This window comes from Ponticaulis koreensis DSM 19734 (assembly GCF_000420665.1).
GTDB classification, from domain to species: domain Bacteria; phylum Pseudomonadota; class Alphaproteobacteria; order Caulobacterales; family Hyphomonadaceae; genus Ponticaulis; species Ponticaulis koreensis.
The window spans coordinates 1026713-1040685 of record NZ_ATVJ01000001.1; the positions used below are offsets into that span (position 1 = coordinate 1026713).

Below are 13973 nucleotides of genomic sequence, written 5' to 3' on the forward strand. Positions count from 1 at the left end.
TAGTTTGAGTCAGTGGGATGGTATTGAAGAGTTTGTCGCCGTGGCCCAGCAGGGCAGTTTCAAGCGCGCGGCCGAGGTTCTAGGCCTCTCCTCTTCACATGTGAGCCGGGCGGTAATGCGCCTTGAAGAGCGCCTTCAGTCTACCTTGTTTTTCCGTACAACACGTCAGGTGTCGCTGACGGATACGGGCCGGTCTCTCTTTCAGCATTGCGAGCAATTGGTTCAGGACCGCGACGAGGCCTTTGCGCTAATCGGTGGTGACAGAGAACCGGTTGGGGAACTGCGCGTTACATGTGCTGTGTCACTGGGTGAGCGCTTTGTTGCGCCAATCGTCCGTTCACTGATGCAGGACTATCCGCGCCTGTCCGTGACCGTGGATCTTTCAAACCAGCGCCGCGATCTGGTCGCTGACGGATTCGATATGGCAATCCGAACGGGTGTTATGGATGACCCGCGATACATTCAGACACTAATTGCGCGCCGCAACTGGCAGGTCTGTGCATCTCACACTTATCTGGCGCAGCATAAAAAGCCGAAAACGGTAGAAGATCTGGCGAGCCATGAATGCGTTATGGGCTCGTCTGAGACCTGGAAGTTTGAAGTTGATGGTGAGCCGGTCATGTTCCGCCCGAAAGGGCGTTTCAAATGCAACTCAGGTTCGGCTGTCGTTGAAGCGGTGAAGGCAGGGCTCGGTATATGCCAGCTGCCGGACTTTTACCTGCGCGATGGCATTGCCTTCGGCGAACTCGTGCCATTGTTGAAGAAAAGCCTGCCACCTGCAGAGCCTGTCTGGGCGGTCTATCCGCAGCGCAGGCACCTTATGCCGAAAGTTCAAAAACTCGTCGAACGTTTGCGCGCCGAGCTTGGCCCTGCCATGGGCGGCGCGCCACTCGAAACAGAATAAAGGACAGGATGATATGACGATCGAAACAGTCTCCACCAATAAAGCCTTTGGCGGTACGCAGGGCGTATACAAGCATCGTTCCAGCGCGACAGGCACGGATATGGCCTTCTCGGTTTATGTGCCGCCCCATGCGCCGGGTACGAAACTTCCGGTGGTCTGGTATCTGTCCGGGCTGACCTGCACGCATGCGAACGTCACCGAAAAAGGTGAGTTTCGCGTAGCGTGTGCGGAGCTTGGTCTCATCTTCGTGGCGCCGGATACATCACCTCGTGGTGAAGGTGTGCCGGATGACGCTGAAGGCGCATATGACTTCGGTCTTGGCGCCGGCTTCTATGTCAACGCGACAGAAGATCCGTTTACGGAGCATTATAAGATGCGCGACTATATTGAGAGCGAGCTGCCTTCGGTTATCGCTGCAAACTTTCCAGCGGATATGGAGCGCCAAGGTATTACCGGCCACTCAATGGGCGGGCATGGCGCGCTGACGATTGGCCTTAGAAATCCCTCTGTTTACAAGTCTGTGTCGGCTTTCGCGCCAATCGTTTCGCCTCTGCAATGTCCTTGGGGTGAAAAGGCGCTGACCGGCTATATCGGCGCAGATAAAGCTAAATGGCGTGAATACGATGCTGTAGCACTTATTGAAGATGGTGCGCGCGTTGAAACCGGCCTGCTGGTCGATCAGGGCACGGGCGACAACTTCCTTGCAGGCCAGCTGAAGACCCATCTTCTGGCGGAAGCCTGTTCGGCAGCCGGGCAGGCTGCCGAGATCCGGATGCAGGATGGTTATGACCACTCATACTATTTCATTTCGACCTTTATGGCCGAACATTTGAAATGGCATGCCGAACGCCTCGGCTAATTAGTCAGCAAGCTGACGATCAATGAAGCTGGTGATCGCCGACAACATGTCTTCGGTATTTTCTGATGGGTAATGTCCGAAGGCATGCGGCGCACCGGGATAGAAGGCATAGTCTACCTTGCCGCTGCGCGCCTGCCAGGCCTGCAGAAGATCAAATGTCATATCCTGCGGGATGTTTGAATCCATTCCAGGCTGAATGACGAGGATAGGCGGCAAATCTTCTGCCTCACCTGCCTGAACAATGCGCGGGATCGAGGCGTCCCACATGGCATCCTCACCAGAAAAATATCGTTCCGTTAGCGTTACGAGCTGGTCGATGCCTGCGCGCTGGGCATAGCGATAGCGTGTAATCGGCGATGAGACCGGCCACATGGCGACGACATAGTCGACGCTCGCATCAATCTCGTCATGTGGTGAGAAGCCGTCATCCGCGCCCGCAATAGGCGTGCCGAGATGGGCTTCGTTGTTCGGGCGCACCGCAGCCAGCAGGGCGAGGTGACCGCCAGAGGATGAGCCAATCAGGCCGATCTGTTCCGGATCAGCATCGAGTGCCTCTGCGTTGAGGCGCACCCAGCGAACGGCCGCGGTCACATCGGCTGATCCGGCGGGGTGCTGATAGTCGGGTGATTGGCGAAAATCGATTGCCACGACCAGATAGCCGGCATCAGCAAGCGCCTGATCATAAACCCGGCCTGATGTGCGATCATACGCGCCCCACGCACCGCCATGTACTGAAATGACTACAGGTAGCGGGCCTGCGGTACTTTGCGGGCGATAAATCCGCGCGAGCAGGTCAAGCCCTTCAGGGTTGGCGTAGGTCACGTCTTCCCATGAGGCTGTTTCTGCCGCGACCGCATCGGCCTGTGCGTGCGCTGCTAAAGGTGCAGCGCTGATCGCCAATCCAAGTGCAAAGGCTGAAATCAGGTGACGCAAAATAATCCTCCCATCCGCTTGGCGGAATTTCTGTTTGGGTCAAACTAGTTCGCTATCGCAGTCACGACAATCTCATTGTCAGGGTAAATCGCGGCGCTAAAGTGCCGTGCATGACTGAACAAACCGTCTCTGTGACCGAAGCCACCGGCCCGCTTAAAGGCCTGCGCGTAATCGAACTTGGTGTTCTGCTGGCAGGGCCGTTCTGTGGGCAATTACTGGGTGATCTCGGCGCCGAGGTGATCAAGGTGGAGCCGCCGGGCCAGCCAGACCCTCTGCGTGACTGGGGGCAGGCCAAGCCGGACGGAAAATCGCTCTGGTTTCCTGTGGTCGGGCGCAACAAGAAGACGGTCACGCTGAACCTTCGCGAAGCCAAAGGGCAGGCCATGCTGAAAGAGCTGGTCGCCAAATCGGATATACTCGTCGAAAACTTCCGGCCCGGTACGATGGAGAAATGGGGGCTCGGTTATGATGTGCTGTCAGAGATCAATTCGGCACTGATCATGGTGAGAGTGTCCGGGTACGGACAAACAGGACCGCATTCTAAAAAAGCAGGCTATGCGAGCGTCGGCGAAGCTTTTGGCGGACTTCGCTATGTGATGGGTGAGCCAGATCGCATGCCGAGTCGCGCGGGCATTTCTCTGGGCGATAGCCTCGCGGCGACCTTCGGTGCTCTCGGTGCGCTGGCGGCGCTGCATCATCGCCATGTCACAGGGCGGGGGCAGATCGTTGACTCTGCGATTTACGAGGCGTGCCTTGCCATGATGGAGAGCCTTGTTCCGGAAGCTGGCGTTGCTGGTTATGTGCGTGAACGTACAGGCAGCTATCTGCCCGGCGTCGCGCCGTCCAACATCTATCCGACATCGGATGGTATGGTCATTATCGGTGCCAATCAGGACACGGTCTGGCGGCGTCTTGCTGCGGCCATGGGTGAAGCTGAACTGGCAGACGATCCGCGCTATAAGGATCACTATGCACGCGGCGAACATCAACAGGAGCTTGATCAGCACATTTCCCGCTGGAGCGTGAAGCTGACTTCGCAAGAGGTCATGGATGCGTGCGAGGAACATGGCGTGCCGTGCGGGCCGATCTATCGCGGGCCTGAAATGTTGGCGGATGCACATTATGCGGCGCGCGAGGCGATTACAAAGGTTGCTCACCCGTATTTCGGTGACATCCCGATGCAGAATGTCTTCCCGAAATTCTCTGACACACCCGGCAATGTGCGCTGGTCTGCGCCGGAGCCTGGCGCATTCAATGAGGCGATCTATTGCGGGCTCCTCGGGCGGGACGAGCGCGAACTTGAACGGCTTGAAGCCGAAGGCATCATCTAAACTGAAATCACTGGACGTATAATTTCTGCTTGCGCTCTCAGATTCATAACGATAACGCATTATATAACATGATATAGGAATGCGTTATGCTGGATGTCCTCTCGCAAAAGAATTATCTGTTTCTTGGCAGCCGTATGAAGCGGCTGGCCGAGCGTATGCAGGCTGATGCGACGAAAATCTTCGAAGCCAACGGACACGGTAAGCTCCTGCCTGCATTCAATACGGTGCTGGCGGCGTTGGATCTGCGTGGTGACGCAACAATTGGCCAGCTTGTTGAGCTGATCGGCATTTCGCAGCCCGCAATCACGCGGACTGTGGCGGGTATGGCCGACAAAGGGCTCGTACGCCTGACGGCAGATGATGACGATCAGCGTGTCCGTAATGTTGCTCTTACAGAGGATGGCATCTGCCTTGTGGCGCATTTGAAGTCCACGGCCTGGCTGCAGATCGAGTGCGCAGCGAAGAATATAACACGTAATGTATCTGGTGATGTCATCGACCAGCTGACTGAGATTGAACGCCGCCTCGAAGAGTGCCCGCTGACAGAGCGTATTCATCCTGAAAGCGGGCTGGAGATCGTGCCGTATTCAGAAGAGCTTGCGCCTGACTTTTATCGCCTGAATGCCGAGTGGATCGAGGACATGTTTGTCCTTGAATCATCGGATATTGAAGTAATGAAAGATCCGCAGAGCCATATCATAGATAAGGGCGGTGATATTCTGTTCGTCCGAAATGCGAGCGGCGATATCATCGGCACTGGCGCGCTGCAGCCGGTTGGCGACGATGGCGCGTTCGAATTCACGAAAATGGGCGTGTCATCGACAAAGCGGGGAGAGAAGGCGGGTGAATTCCTGCTGGTCGCGCTAATCAATCGGGCGCGTGAAATGGGCGTTCAAAAGCTGCACCTGCTCACGAATAAGAAATGCGAAGCCGCGATCCATCTCTATGAGAAATTCGGGTTTCGCCATGACGCCATTATCATGGAGAAGTATGCCGCCAAGTATGAGCGGGCTAACGTCGCGATGCGCTATCCGATGAATACCCAGTCGGTGAAGGCGGCTGCGCCTGTTGAGGTCGTTCCAGCGGAAGCGCCTGCTCCGGAGCCGGTCCTCGAGCCCGTCGCAGAGACGCCGTCGCAGCGTTTTGCAATCAGTTTTTCACCGGAAATGGATGCACCGTTATCGCTTGCGCGTGGCTACCGGTCTGACATCCTGAAGCGCGCGGAGCTGCGCGAAGCCTGCAATCAGGATGTTTGCTTCATGACCTTTGTGGCGGATGGCATAGAGCTTGCGCATTCGGCGGATACCGTCATTGAGCATCTTCAAAGCCTCGACGGCGAACTGAAAAAGCTCCGCCATGATGGTGAGCATCTTATCCGGTTTGTCGGGGACGCTGTCGGGCTTGCTGAGGTACGCGGCGAGAAGATCACTTTGAGCGTTGTCGCGCCATCAGATGAGATTGTGGGAAAGACTGTCCAGCTTCGCTATACAGATCAGGGCATTCGCCTCGGGGAGATAGGCGTGTTCCCGAAAAAGCTCGTCATTGACGAGTTCGAGGCATCTATAACGCGCGTTCGCGCCGAGATTATGCGGGTCTACCGCGCGCTATAGGATGCATTTAACGCCTGGCTGGCAGATAGGTCAGCTCGGGGAAGTCGTTTTCAAGCGTCTCGGTGACGAAGACTTCATTCTCGCTGCGGGTCTCCTCGGTTTCTGCAAAGACCGATTCCAGAAGCGCATGAATAGCGAGTTTGGCGATCATTTGCTGGCGTCCCGCGCTGATGGCCTCGCCCAGTTCGAATGAACAGGCCGGTACAAATTCATCGGGAGATATCAGGCCGAGTTCCGGCCCGCCAAACATGCCATCGAACGGGTGGCTGCCCGTACCGAACTCTGCGACGGAGCAAACCAGCTCATCCGGATTTCCGAAGAGGCGGGGAATGCCTGACATGAGGTCCGCGAAGCCTGCATGCGTGCCGCCTTCAATTTCCAGAAGCCCGCCAGATGAGAGTTTGTCCGGCATTGGCGCGGCATTCGTGCGGTGGGGAACGATCGCATCCTCAGTGCCGGAGATCACCAGATACGCGGCATCGGTGGTGGTGAAAAAGTCAGGGCCGAAAACATCCGCCGGACCGGCCATAGAGACAGCGGCCTTAATCCGAGCATCGCGCCATTCTGGATGAAAAGTGGTGAGCGTGGTTGTGAGCCCGCCAAGCGAGAGACCGACAGCGCCGATACGATCGGCGTCCAGCATGGCGCTGAAGGGTTTCTCGTCACCCGAAAGAGCGAGCATCTGGTCTATGACAAAACTGACATCGCCCGGCTGGCTCGGCACATCTGAAATGGTCGCGCCGCCTGGCGCCATGCCATTGGAAAGCGGGAAACGCGGCGCGGCGACGACATAGCCATGGCTTGCCAGATATTCGGCGATATAGGCCCCGCCTACATTATTGGACCGGAAGCCATGGCTGTAGATGACAAGCGGCGCAGAGCCGTCTGCGCCTTCTGGATACCAGATGCGCGTTGGCAGCATGCGATCGGGTGCGCCTTCGAACTCTCCGTTTGGCGGGGTGGAGCGCGTCGTATCAACCCAGATGTATTCATTGGTTGCAACCTCATATGGCCCATCAGCCAACCGCGCCGCGCTTTCTGAATTCTCAGGCGGGGGCGCAGGGCGTGTGACGAAAAGGCCAATGGAAACCGCGGCGATAACAGCAACCAGCACGATCAGGATGATGATCCCGATCCACTTCAACACCTTCAACATCTTTCTTCTCCCCCGAGTTTTCTGAACTGTCGGGCGATTAGGAGAAACTGGCAAGAGAGGATCGGCCAGCTCAGCGCTGGTATTTGATGAACTTTGTCTGTTTGGCCATGCGGTCATAAAGCTTCATGGCCGTGTGATTGTCGTTCTCGGTCATCCAGTAGACAGTCGGGCAACCCATCGCGTCGCCCGCGTCATAAACCGCCTGAATGAGCGCGCGGCCCGCGCCGGTTCCGCGTGCGTCCGGATTTACATAGAGGTCCTGCAGGTAAATGACGTCTTCAGGGCGCCAGCAATGGCGCTGGCGCATAAAGTGGGTGAGGCCGATTGTCGTGTCGCCCTGCCAGGCGATCAGACCATGCGGGTCATAAAGCTCGTCTGTGAGGAGACGGGCAAATGTCGCGTCATAGACCGATTGCGGAAGCTCGGATTTGTAGAAGATCAGATAGTCGGTCCACAGTTTCTCCCAGACGGGTTTGTCCTCGGCGCCTACTGGTCGAATATCCAACTGGCTCATCATTAGCTAACCCTCTTGTCTCGTTCCGAATATTGCTAATGCGGACGGGATGAGTTGGCGTCAAGCTGGACGAAAGATCAGAGCTCGCTTGCGCCGCCATTGCCCAGAAGGTCGTCCTCACCTTTGGCGCGGCGCTCTGCGTCGACACGTTCCTGTAGCGAGGTATCGGGCGAGGTATCCGGCACATCCGGTGCCTTGTCCGGCGCAGTTGTTTCCTCCGACGTGTCCATTTCTTCCACGACAGCTGAAACAGGCTGGGTCGGAAGGGCGGCGCCGCCTTTAATGGAGATACGATAGCTCGGGTCCGGCAGGCTGAAGCCAGCAGCTTCGAGCGCGGTTTTGACCGCAGAAATCGCAGCCGAACGCGCTTTATTGAAGTCGGTGTTTCGTTGGTCGACCCAGCCGCTGAAGGACAGGTCTGTTGTCGATGCGCCAAGCTCTTTGATCAGGCCGACTGCAGGCGGATCGCCGAGCACAAAATCCAGCTTTTCAAGAGTTGCCTGCCCCAGCGAGGCGGCTTCCATTTCGTCCTGTTCAGGATCAATGCCGAGCATGAAGCTGAAGCGCCGGTCCGGATTGCGCGAATAATTCAGAATGACGCCTTTGAAGACATTGGCGTTCGGAATCCGAAGATGATTTCCGTCCAGCGTCATCAGGATAGTGGCGCGCGATGTCAGGCGGATGACACGGCCTTCTTCGCCATTGATCACGACGTGGTCATTCGGCTGGAAGGGCTGGCGAATAGACAGCATGACCGATGCAGTGAAGTTCTCGATCGTATCTTTGACGGCAAAACCGATGGCGAGGCCCACCACGCCCGCTGCGCCGAGCAGCGTGCCGAGAAAGGCCGTCGCGCCAATCAGGCTTAGCGCCGAAATCATGGCGATGATGAAGGCGAGTGTGAATACAAAGGTGGAAATCAGATCGGCTACAAACCGGTTGGGCGAAATAGTGCGCCAGATGAATTGCGCGCGCGATAGAAGCCAGCCGCCCATAAGAATAAGTGCGAATAAGCCGAGTGCCAGCGCGTAAAGCGGAATATAGCGGATGAAGGCTTCAATCTGGCCGCGCGCGGCGTCCATGGCTGGGGTGACGCGGTTCGTCACCGAAGCATCACGGGTGATCTGGTTCTGAACGGCAACGACGCCCTCAACGCGGGATGAGAGTGTTTCAGCAAGCTCTATCGCATCGGCATTCGTTGTTGTGCCTGAAAGCGTCACCACGCCTGACTGAACGCTCGCTTCAATGCCTTGAAGCGATTCAAGCTGGGCGAAAATGTCGTCAATTCGTTCGAGAATAGCTGCATCGTCGGGGACGCCTTCTTCAAGCGAAATGGGCGCATCTGTCTGTGAGGCGTCCTGCGCCTGCAGCGACAACGGGCTGAGAAAGCTCAGAAAGAGTGTGAGAAGCCCAAGGCGAAACAGGGATGCAGATGTCATGGGAAAGAAACTTGCGCCCTCTCTGACGGTTCCGCAAGCGACAATAAAAAAGCCGCCCTTTCGAGCGGCTTTGATGGGTAGGTGTCAGCGAGGCTACGCAGCTGAGCGGATTTCGTCGTCATCGCCTTGTGGCACCGCGCCGGAGGCATCGGCTGGCATCATGCAGATAACGCGCGTGCCTTCTCCCGGTGCCGACTGCATCATGACCTGACCGCCATGCAGCTCCACGAAAGAGCGGACCAGTGCAAGGCCGAGGCCTGCGCCGCGGCGGTCGCCGGATGCAAAGCTGTCAAACACGGAGGCCTGCTGGTCGTATTCGATGCCAGCACCCGTATCTGAGACAGAAAGCCAGACCATATCGTCCTGCTTGTGCGCTTCGATAGTGATCTTGCCGCCAGAGTCTGTGAAGCGCATTGCATTCGTCATCAGATTGAACAGGATCTGACGCAGACGGCGTTCGTCGGCCATCATCGTGCCAAGGTCAGGCTGCAGCTCGCAGACAACTTCGACCTCTGTGTCCTCGGCGTTCGAAACCATCATGTTGATGCTGTCGTTCACGACCTCTTTCAGGTCGACAGACGAAATGTCGAGGTCAAGACGGCGCGCTTCAATCATGGCCAGATCGAGAATATCGTCGATCAGCTTGGAAAGGTTGTTAGAGGCTGTCAGGATTGAATCCACAAAGCCTGATTGCTGTTCGTTCAGCTCGCCAACCTGGCCACTCTCAAGGAACTGCGTGTAGCCAAGAATAGTCGTCAGCGGTGAGCGCAGCTGATAGCTGACATTGCGCACAAACTCTGTGCGCAGCTTGTCGGCCGCTTCGAAGGCTTCGGCGCGCTCACGGAGCGCTTCTTCCACGCGGCGAGCTGCGGTCATGTCAACAAATGCGACCAGAGTCGCGCCATCTGGCAGAGGCTGGGTGAGATAGGTCACCACGCTGCCGTCAGAGCGTTTCATCTCGCCGGTTGTTTCGCGGCGCGCTTCGGAAGACGGGTTGGTGATGTGGCCTTTAATATTGGCCCATGTGTCCTGATCGTGGAACAGCTTGGTGCAAAGACCTGAGAGATGGTTGTAATCCACCTCGCCCTCAAGATCTTTAGCATCCAGCTCCCACAGGCGCATGAAGGCTTCATTATGCAGGCGCAGGCGGCCATCCGGGCCGAACACGGTGACAGCCTCGTGCAGATTGTTGAGCGTTGCTGTCTGCGTCTTGATGAGCATTTTGTATTTGCTCTCAAGTGCCAGCTCGTCCGTCATATCTTTGAATAGGATAAGCAGTCCGCCCAGCGGGTGATGCTGGCGGGTCACTTTCAGCGTGCGGCCGTCCGGCAGACGCCAGATGTCCTCGGCTGTTGAAGATTTCATCTGGTAATGGGCCAGCTCTTCAGCGCGCCATTCACCAAAATTGGCACGGGCTGGCAGTTTGCGACCAGCGCGAAGCTCATCGAGCACCTGTCCATGGCTCGGCTTTTCGATGAGGAAGCTGTCTTTCAAATCCCACATTTTTGAGAAGGCGCGGTTGAAATAAACGAGGCGGCGGTCGCCGCCAAAAATCGCCACACCTTCATCGATATGGTTCAGCGTTTCATCGTGTGCGCGGACGTGACGGGTCAACGTCTCCTGCGCATCGACTTCGTCTGTGACGTCGAACGCCATCGCGCCAGCACCGCCGGAGAGCGGGAAGGTGAGCACGCGCATGGAACGGCGCTCGCCATTTACTGAAATCTGACGTGTCTCGGAAATTTCCGAATTGCTTTCCAGCGTGGATTTGACCTGATCATTCACCTGCGAGTCGAGGTGGATCTGCTTCTCGAGCGCGGAGTCGAGGTTACGCGCTTCAACCGCGGTCAGATATGCGCTGTTCGCCCATTGAAGTCGCCCCGTGCCGGAAAGACGCCAGGCCGGGAAAGGGGCTTTGGATAGCATGTCGAGGAAGGCTGTCGGATCGCGTGCAACGACCTGACGGGCTTCTTCAATGCGGAAGCGTGCAGAGCTTTCTTCGAGGCCTTTGATCGTGGAGTCCGTCAGCCACATGACGGCGCGCGCACCAGCGGTGCGGCCATCAGCTTCGAGGAAACGGCCAGACGGGCCGATCAGCGTCAGCGAGAATGGTGACCCCGAGAGGCGAAGTTCGCGCAGGCGCTGGCGAAGTGTTGTGTCTTTACCGGATGCGTCACGCGCTTCCAGATCGGCAAGGCCTTCGACAATCCGGATGGCCGGATCGTTTGAGAGCGAGTCATCTGTAAACCGGAGCAGGCCGGCAAGAGCGACAGGTGATCCGTAAACGACAGGGGAGCCGACCTCGTCGCCGTCCAGGGCGTCATCTTCCCATACGAGGATAATGCCCGGATGGGCGTCGAAAATACTTTCGGCACGAATGAGTTGTTCTTCGGATGTATCTGCGCGCTGGCGGAATTTACGCGCCGCGCCGCGATGGCCGTCTGTAACGCGTAGCGACCAAAGCATGGAAGACAGCGCCAGAGCTGAAGCTCCGACAGCCACCATGACTGGTATCTGATCTGCACTAAACGCCATAAAGCCGCTCCGTCTCGAACAAGTCGCCGAATCTTTTCAGATTCCGCCACTTTAACGAAATGACCGGTTTCAGTTAATGTCCCGTTAATGAATGTTTACGGTTTCAGGCGCGCTGGGAGCTCGACTGTTCGCTGGCATCGCTACCTTCGGCTTTTAATTCCAGGGCTTCGCGAACTGCATCAATCAGGCGCTCCGGTGTTAATGGTTTGCCGATATGCATATCAGCCCCGGCCATCATGGACTGATCGCAGTGCTCTGGCATGGCATTCGCGCTGAGAACCAGAATTGGGGTATGGCCGCGGTTTTCATTGCTTTCAATGTCGCGGATCTGGCGAGTGGCTTCCAGACCGTCCATGACCGGCATACGCATGTCCATCAGAATAACGTCGTAACTGCCATCCTTATAGGCTTCGACGGCGTCCTGACCGTTCTCGACAATTTCAACGCTGACACCCAGCGGTCTAAGGATGAGCTGCACGACGCGCTGGTTCACCGGGTGGTCTTCAGCAAGCAGGACGCGCGTGGATGACAAATGGTCGGCCAGCGCCTCAGCTTCCTCTGATACGGGCGTCAGCGAAGGGTTTTGTGTCTGGCATCGAACCAGCGGGATTTCGAACGCGAATGCGCTGCCATGTCCCGGACGGGACCGCGCGATGATCTCGCCTTCCATCAGCTCGACGAGAGATTTCGAGATGGTCAGGCCGAGACCCGTGCCACGGTTTGGCTCGGCAACGTTTTTCGTCGGCTGTGCGTATGGTTCGAAAATCTGTGCAAGGCTTTCTGCGTTCATGCCAATGCCGGTATCAGTGACTTTGAAGCTGACCATCTGCCGGGTGACGTCAAGATACTCGCCGCCGCTGACATCAATCGTGACAGAGCCTTCGCTGGTGAATTTGATCGCGTTGGTAATGATATTGTTCAGCACCTGTCGGATGCGGACTTCATCGGCGAGGAAATATCCATGCGCCGAGACATCAAAATTCAAAATCAGGTCCAGACCACGCTCTTTCGCTGAGTGACGATGGAAATCACATAGCTCCGTCACGCAGGATGCGAGGTTTGTCGGGTTCCTGATGAGCTCAAGTTTGCCGGCTTCCACTTTGGATACATCCAGAATATCTGACAGCTGCCGCTCCAGCATTTGCGTAGACTGCTGGATGAGTTCGACCATTTCAGACTGTTCTGATGTAAGGTCAGTACGATTGAGCGCGCCTGAAACGCCGAGAATGCCATTCATCGGCGTGCGCAGCTCATGGCTCATTGTCGCGAGGAATGTCGTCTTAGCCTCGCTGACGCGACGCAGTTTCTCGGTACGCTGAGCAACGGTGTCTTCTAGTTTGGACGTATAAGCTTCAGTGCGATTTCGAAAGTCCGCCAGTGTGTTTGCAAGCTGGCCAATCTCGTCACTGCGTTCCGTGAGTTCATCAATCTGATGATCCAGTTTGCCGGTTGAACCTGCAGGCGCGTCGAGTGATCGCGTCAGAATGCCAAGCGGTTTCAATGCGACGCGGCGCACAAAGATTGTCATGCCGATAATGACACAGGCACCAACCGTAAGCGACATGATGAAGATCGGTACGAGCTGGTTGAGCGACGCATAAAGCAGGGTTTGTTCCGGTATCGAAATGACCAGATACCAGTCTGGAATTTCGAGGTGATAAAATGCGATCGCTTCGGAGGAAAAATGCTCGGGGTTACGGAAGAAGACGCCGCTGCCTGAACGGGTGTTCTGAAACGTCTCCAGAAGCTGTTCAGGTTCGATGAGCTCTTCCATTGCGTTCATCAGCGCGGGGCGAACATCAGTCGTCTCATCAATATCATGGTGTGCGATCAACTGCCCTTCAGCTGAAATGAAGTAGATATCGGAGTCCATGTTCGGAAGAGAATCGAATGCGGCCTGGAATACCTCGTTGACGAACATGGTCGTACCGAAGATACTGACCTGTCCACCGCCGAACTGGCGAAGCGGGGTCTGGCAGCCTGTGACAAGAGTTTCGCCGGTCTGGTCGTAAGCCGCGCTCATGAGAGGCGTGCAGCGTGTGCGGCCTTCCGGATTCACCTCAGGCTCTGACACGTCGCCAATGCCGATGCTTGTCGCGCTGAAATCATGAGGCGCTTCGTGGCGGTAATATTCCAGTCGGTCAGGACGGTTGGGTGCAAAAATGATGAGATCGTCCAGCGGCGACAGGAACCAGAGGCTTTCATGAGTATCGTTCATTGAAACGCCATGACGGGCGATTGTCAGGAAGGCCGAGTAGAACGTACGCTCGCGCGCAGGCGTCCATTCATGCGTAGAGCTGCCGAGCGCGGCGATGCCATAAACACGGCCATAGCCCGGGACAAAAACGCCTTCGAACAGCTCATCTGTACCCCGGCGGGCGCCATTTTCCTGCAGCGGGAAATAGGTGTTGAGTCCGGTCTGGATTTCTGCGTCGGTCAGGCCTTCAACATACTCGGTGAAGGTTTGCATTGCGGCGTTCTGGGATTCGGCGATGGTGTTGAAGAACGCATCTTCTCTGAGGCCGCGCTCGGACATGTAGTCCGCCAGCGCGCTGCTTTGCTGGTGGCGCACGTGCCAGTTGACGCTGACGGCAGCGGCAAATGCGGTTGCAAGAATGGCAAGCACTGTCGACGCTATCAGGAATTGCGTGAAGCGCTTCTCGAGACTCATCGTTATCATTGTTCTGATCCT

General features: G+C 56.6%; 10 protein-coding genes. 4 read left to right on the forward strand and 6 right to left on the reverse strand.

Going from position 1 to position 13973, the window contains the following annotated elements; genetic code table 11:
• The first annotated feature begins 4 nt into the window (after positions 1-4).
• Positions 5-904 carry a LysR family transcriptional regulator gene (locus G523_RS0105465; RefSeq protein WP_022694026.1) on the forward strand — a complete coding sequence of 300 codons (900 nt, stop codon included), beginning with the start codon at positions 5-7 and terminating at the stop codon, positions 902-904.
• Between the two features lie 13 nt (positions 905-917).
• Positions 918-1763 carry an S-formylglutathione hydrolase gene (fghA, locus tag G523_RS0105470; RefSeq protein ID WP_022694027.1) on the forward strand — a complete coding sequence of 282 codons (846 nt, stop codon included), beginning with the start codon at positions 918-920 and terminating at the stop codon, positions 1761-1763.
• Here the strand turns inward: fghA and G523_RS20160 are convergent, their stop codons facing one another.
• The gene (locus G523_RS20160) at positions 1764-2696 is read right to left on the reverse strand and encodes an alpha/beta hydrolase (RefSeq protein WP_022694028.1); all 933 of its coding nucleotides are present in this window, start codon (positions 2694-2696) and stop codon (positions 1764-1766) included. It lies immediately after the preceding gene.
• Positions 2697-2806: 110 nt separating this feature from the next.
• Between G523_RS20160 and G523_RS0105480 the strand changes: the two genes are divergently transcribed.
• Together G523_RS0105480 and G523_RS20165 are read left to right on the forward strand one after the other, a co-directional pair.
• Entirely contained in the window at positions 2807-4027 is a 1221-nt protein-coding gene (locus tag G523_RS0105480) for a CaiB/BaiF CoA transferase family protein (RefSeq protein ID WP_022694029.1), read from the forward strand.
• Positions 4028-4113: 86 nt separating this feature from the next.
• Positions 4114-5637, forward strand: coding sequence for a bifunctional helix-turn-helix transcriptional regulator/GNAT family N-acetyltransferase (locus tag G523_RS20165; protein ID WP_022694030.1), 1524 nt, complete (start codon positions 4114-4116; stop codon positions 5635-5637).
• Between the two features lie 7 nt (positions 5638-5644).
• On the opposite strand, the gene G523_RS20170 is transcribed toward G523_RS20165, so the two are convergent.
• The 5 genes from G523_RS20170 to G523_RS20175 all read right to left on the reverse strand — a co-directional run bounded on the left by G523_RS20170 (position 5645) and on the right by G523_RS20175 (position 13961).
• Positions 5645-6793 carry an alpha/beta hydrolase family protein gene (locus tag G523_RS20170; protein WP_051134752.1) on the reverse strand — a complete coding sequence of 383 codons (1149 nt, stop codon included), beginning with the start codon at positions 6791-6793 and terminating at the stop codon, positions 5645-5647.
• Positions 6794-6863: 70 nt separating this feature from the next.
• Positions 6864-7310, reverse strand: a complete 447-nt coding sequence (locus G523_RS0105495; RefSeq protein ID WP_022694032.1) for a GNAT family N-acetyltransferase — start codon at positions 7308-7310, stop codon at positions 6864-6866.
• Positions 7311-7384: 74 nt separating this feature from the next.
• Positions 7385-8746, reverse strand: coding sequence for a mechanosensitive ion channel family protein (locus G523_RS18125; protein WP_022694033.1), 1362 nt, complete (start codon positions 8744-8746; stop codon positions 7385-7387).
• Positions 8747-8839: 93 nt separating this feature from the next.
• Positions 8840-11281 carry a PAS domain-containing sensor histidine kinase gene (locus G523_RS0105505; RefSeq protein WP_022694034.1) on the reverse strand — a complete coding sequence of 814 codons (2442 nt, stop codon included), beginning with the start codon at positions 11279-11281 and terminating at the stop codon, positions 8840-8842.
• A gap of 103 nt (positions 11282-11384) precedes the next feature.
• Positions 11385-13961, reverse strand: a complete 2577-nt coding sequence (locus G523_RS20175) for an ATP-binding protein (RefSeq protein ID WP_022694035.1) — start codon at positions 13959-13961, stop codon at positions 11385-11387.
• Between the last annotated feature and the right edge of the window lie 12 nt (positions 13962-13973).

What these genes read in the sequence shown, in the direction of transcription:
- fghA (WP_022694027.1), top strand. Translation starts at nt 918, where the DNA reads ATGACGATCGAAACAGTCTCCACCAATAAAGCCTTTGGCGGTACGCAG.
- G523_RS0105480 (WP_022694029.1), top strand. Translation starts at nt 2,807, where the DNA reads ATGACTGAACAAACCGTCTCTGTGACCGAAGCCACCGGCCCGCTTAAA.
- G523_RS20165 (WP_022694030.1), top strand. Translation starts at nt 4,114, where the DNA reads ATGCTGGATGTCCTCTCGCAAAAGAATTATCTGTTTCTTGGCAGCCGT.
- G523_RS20170 (WP_051134752.1), bottom strand. Translation starts at nt 6,793, where the DNA reads ATGTTGAAGGTGTTGAAGTGGATCGGGATCATCATCCTGATCGTGCTG.
- G523_RS0105495 (WP_022694032.1), bottom strand. Translation starts at nt 7,310, where the DNA reads ATGATGAGCCAGTTGGATATTCGACCAGTAGGCGCCGAGGACAAACCC.
- G523_RS18125 (WP_022694033.1), bottom strand. Translation starts at nt 8,746, where the DNA reads ATGACATCTGCATCCCTGTTTCGCCTTGGGCTTCTCACACTCTTTCTG.
- G523_RS0105505 (WP_022694034.1), bottom strand. Translation starts at nt 11,281, where the DNA reads ATGGCGTTTAGTGCAGATCAGATACCAGTCATGGTGGCTGTCGGAGCT.
- G523_RS20175 (WP_022694035.1), bottom strand. Translation starts at nt 13,961, where the DNA reads ATGATAACGATGAGTCTCGAGAAGCGCTTCACGCAATTCCTGATAGCG.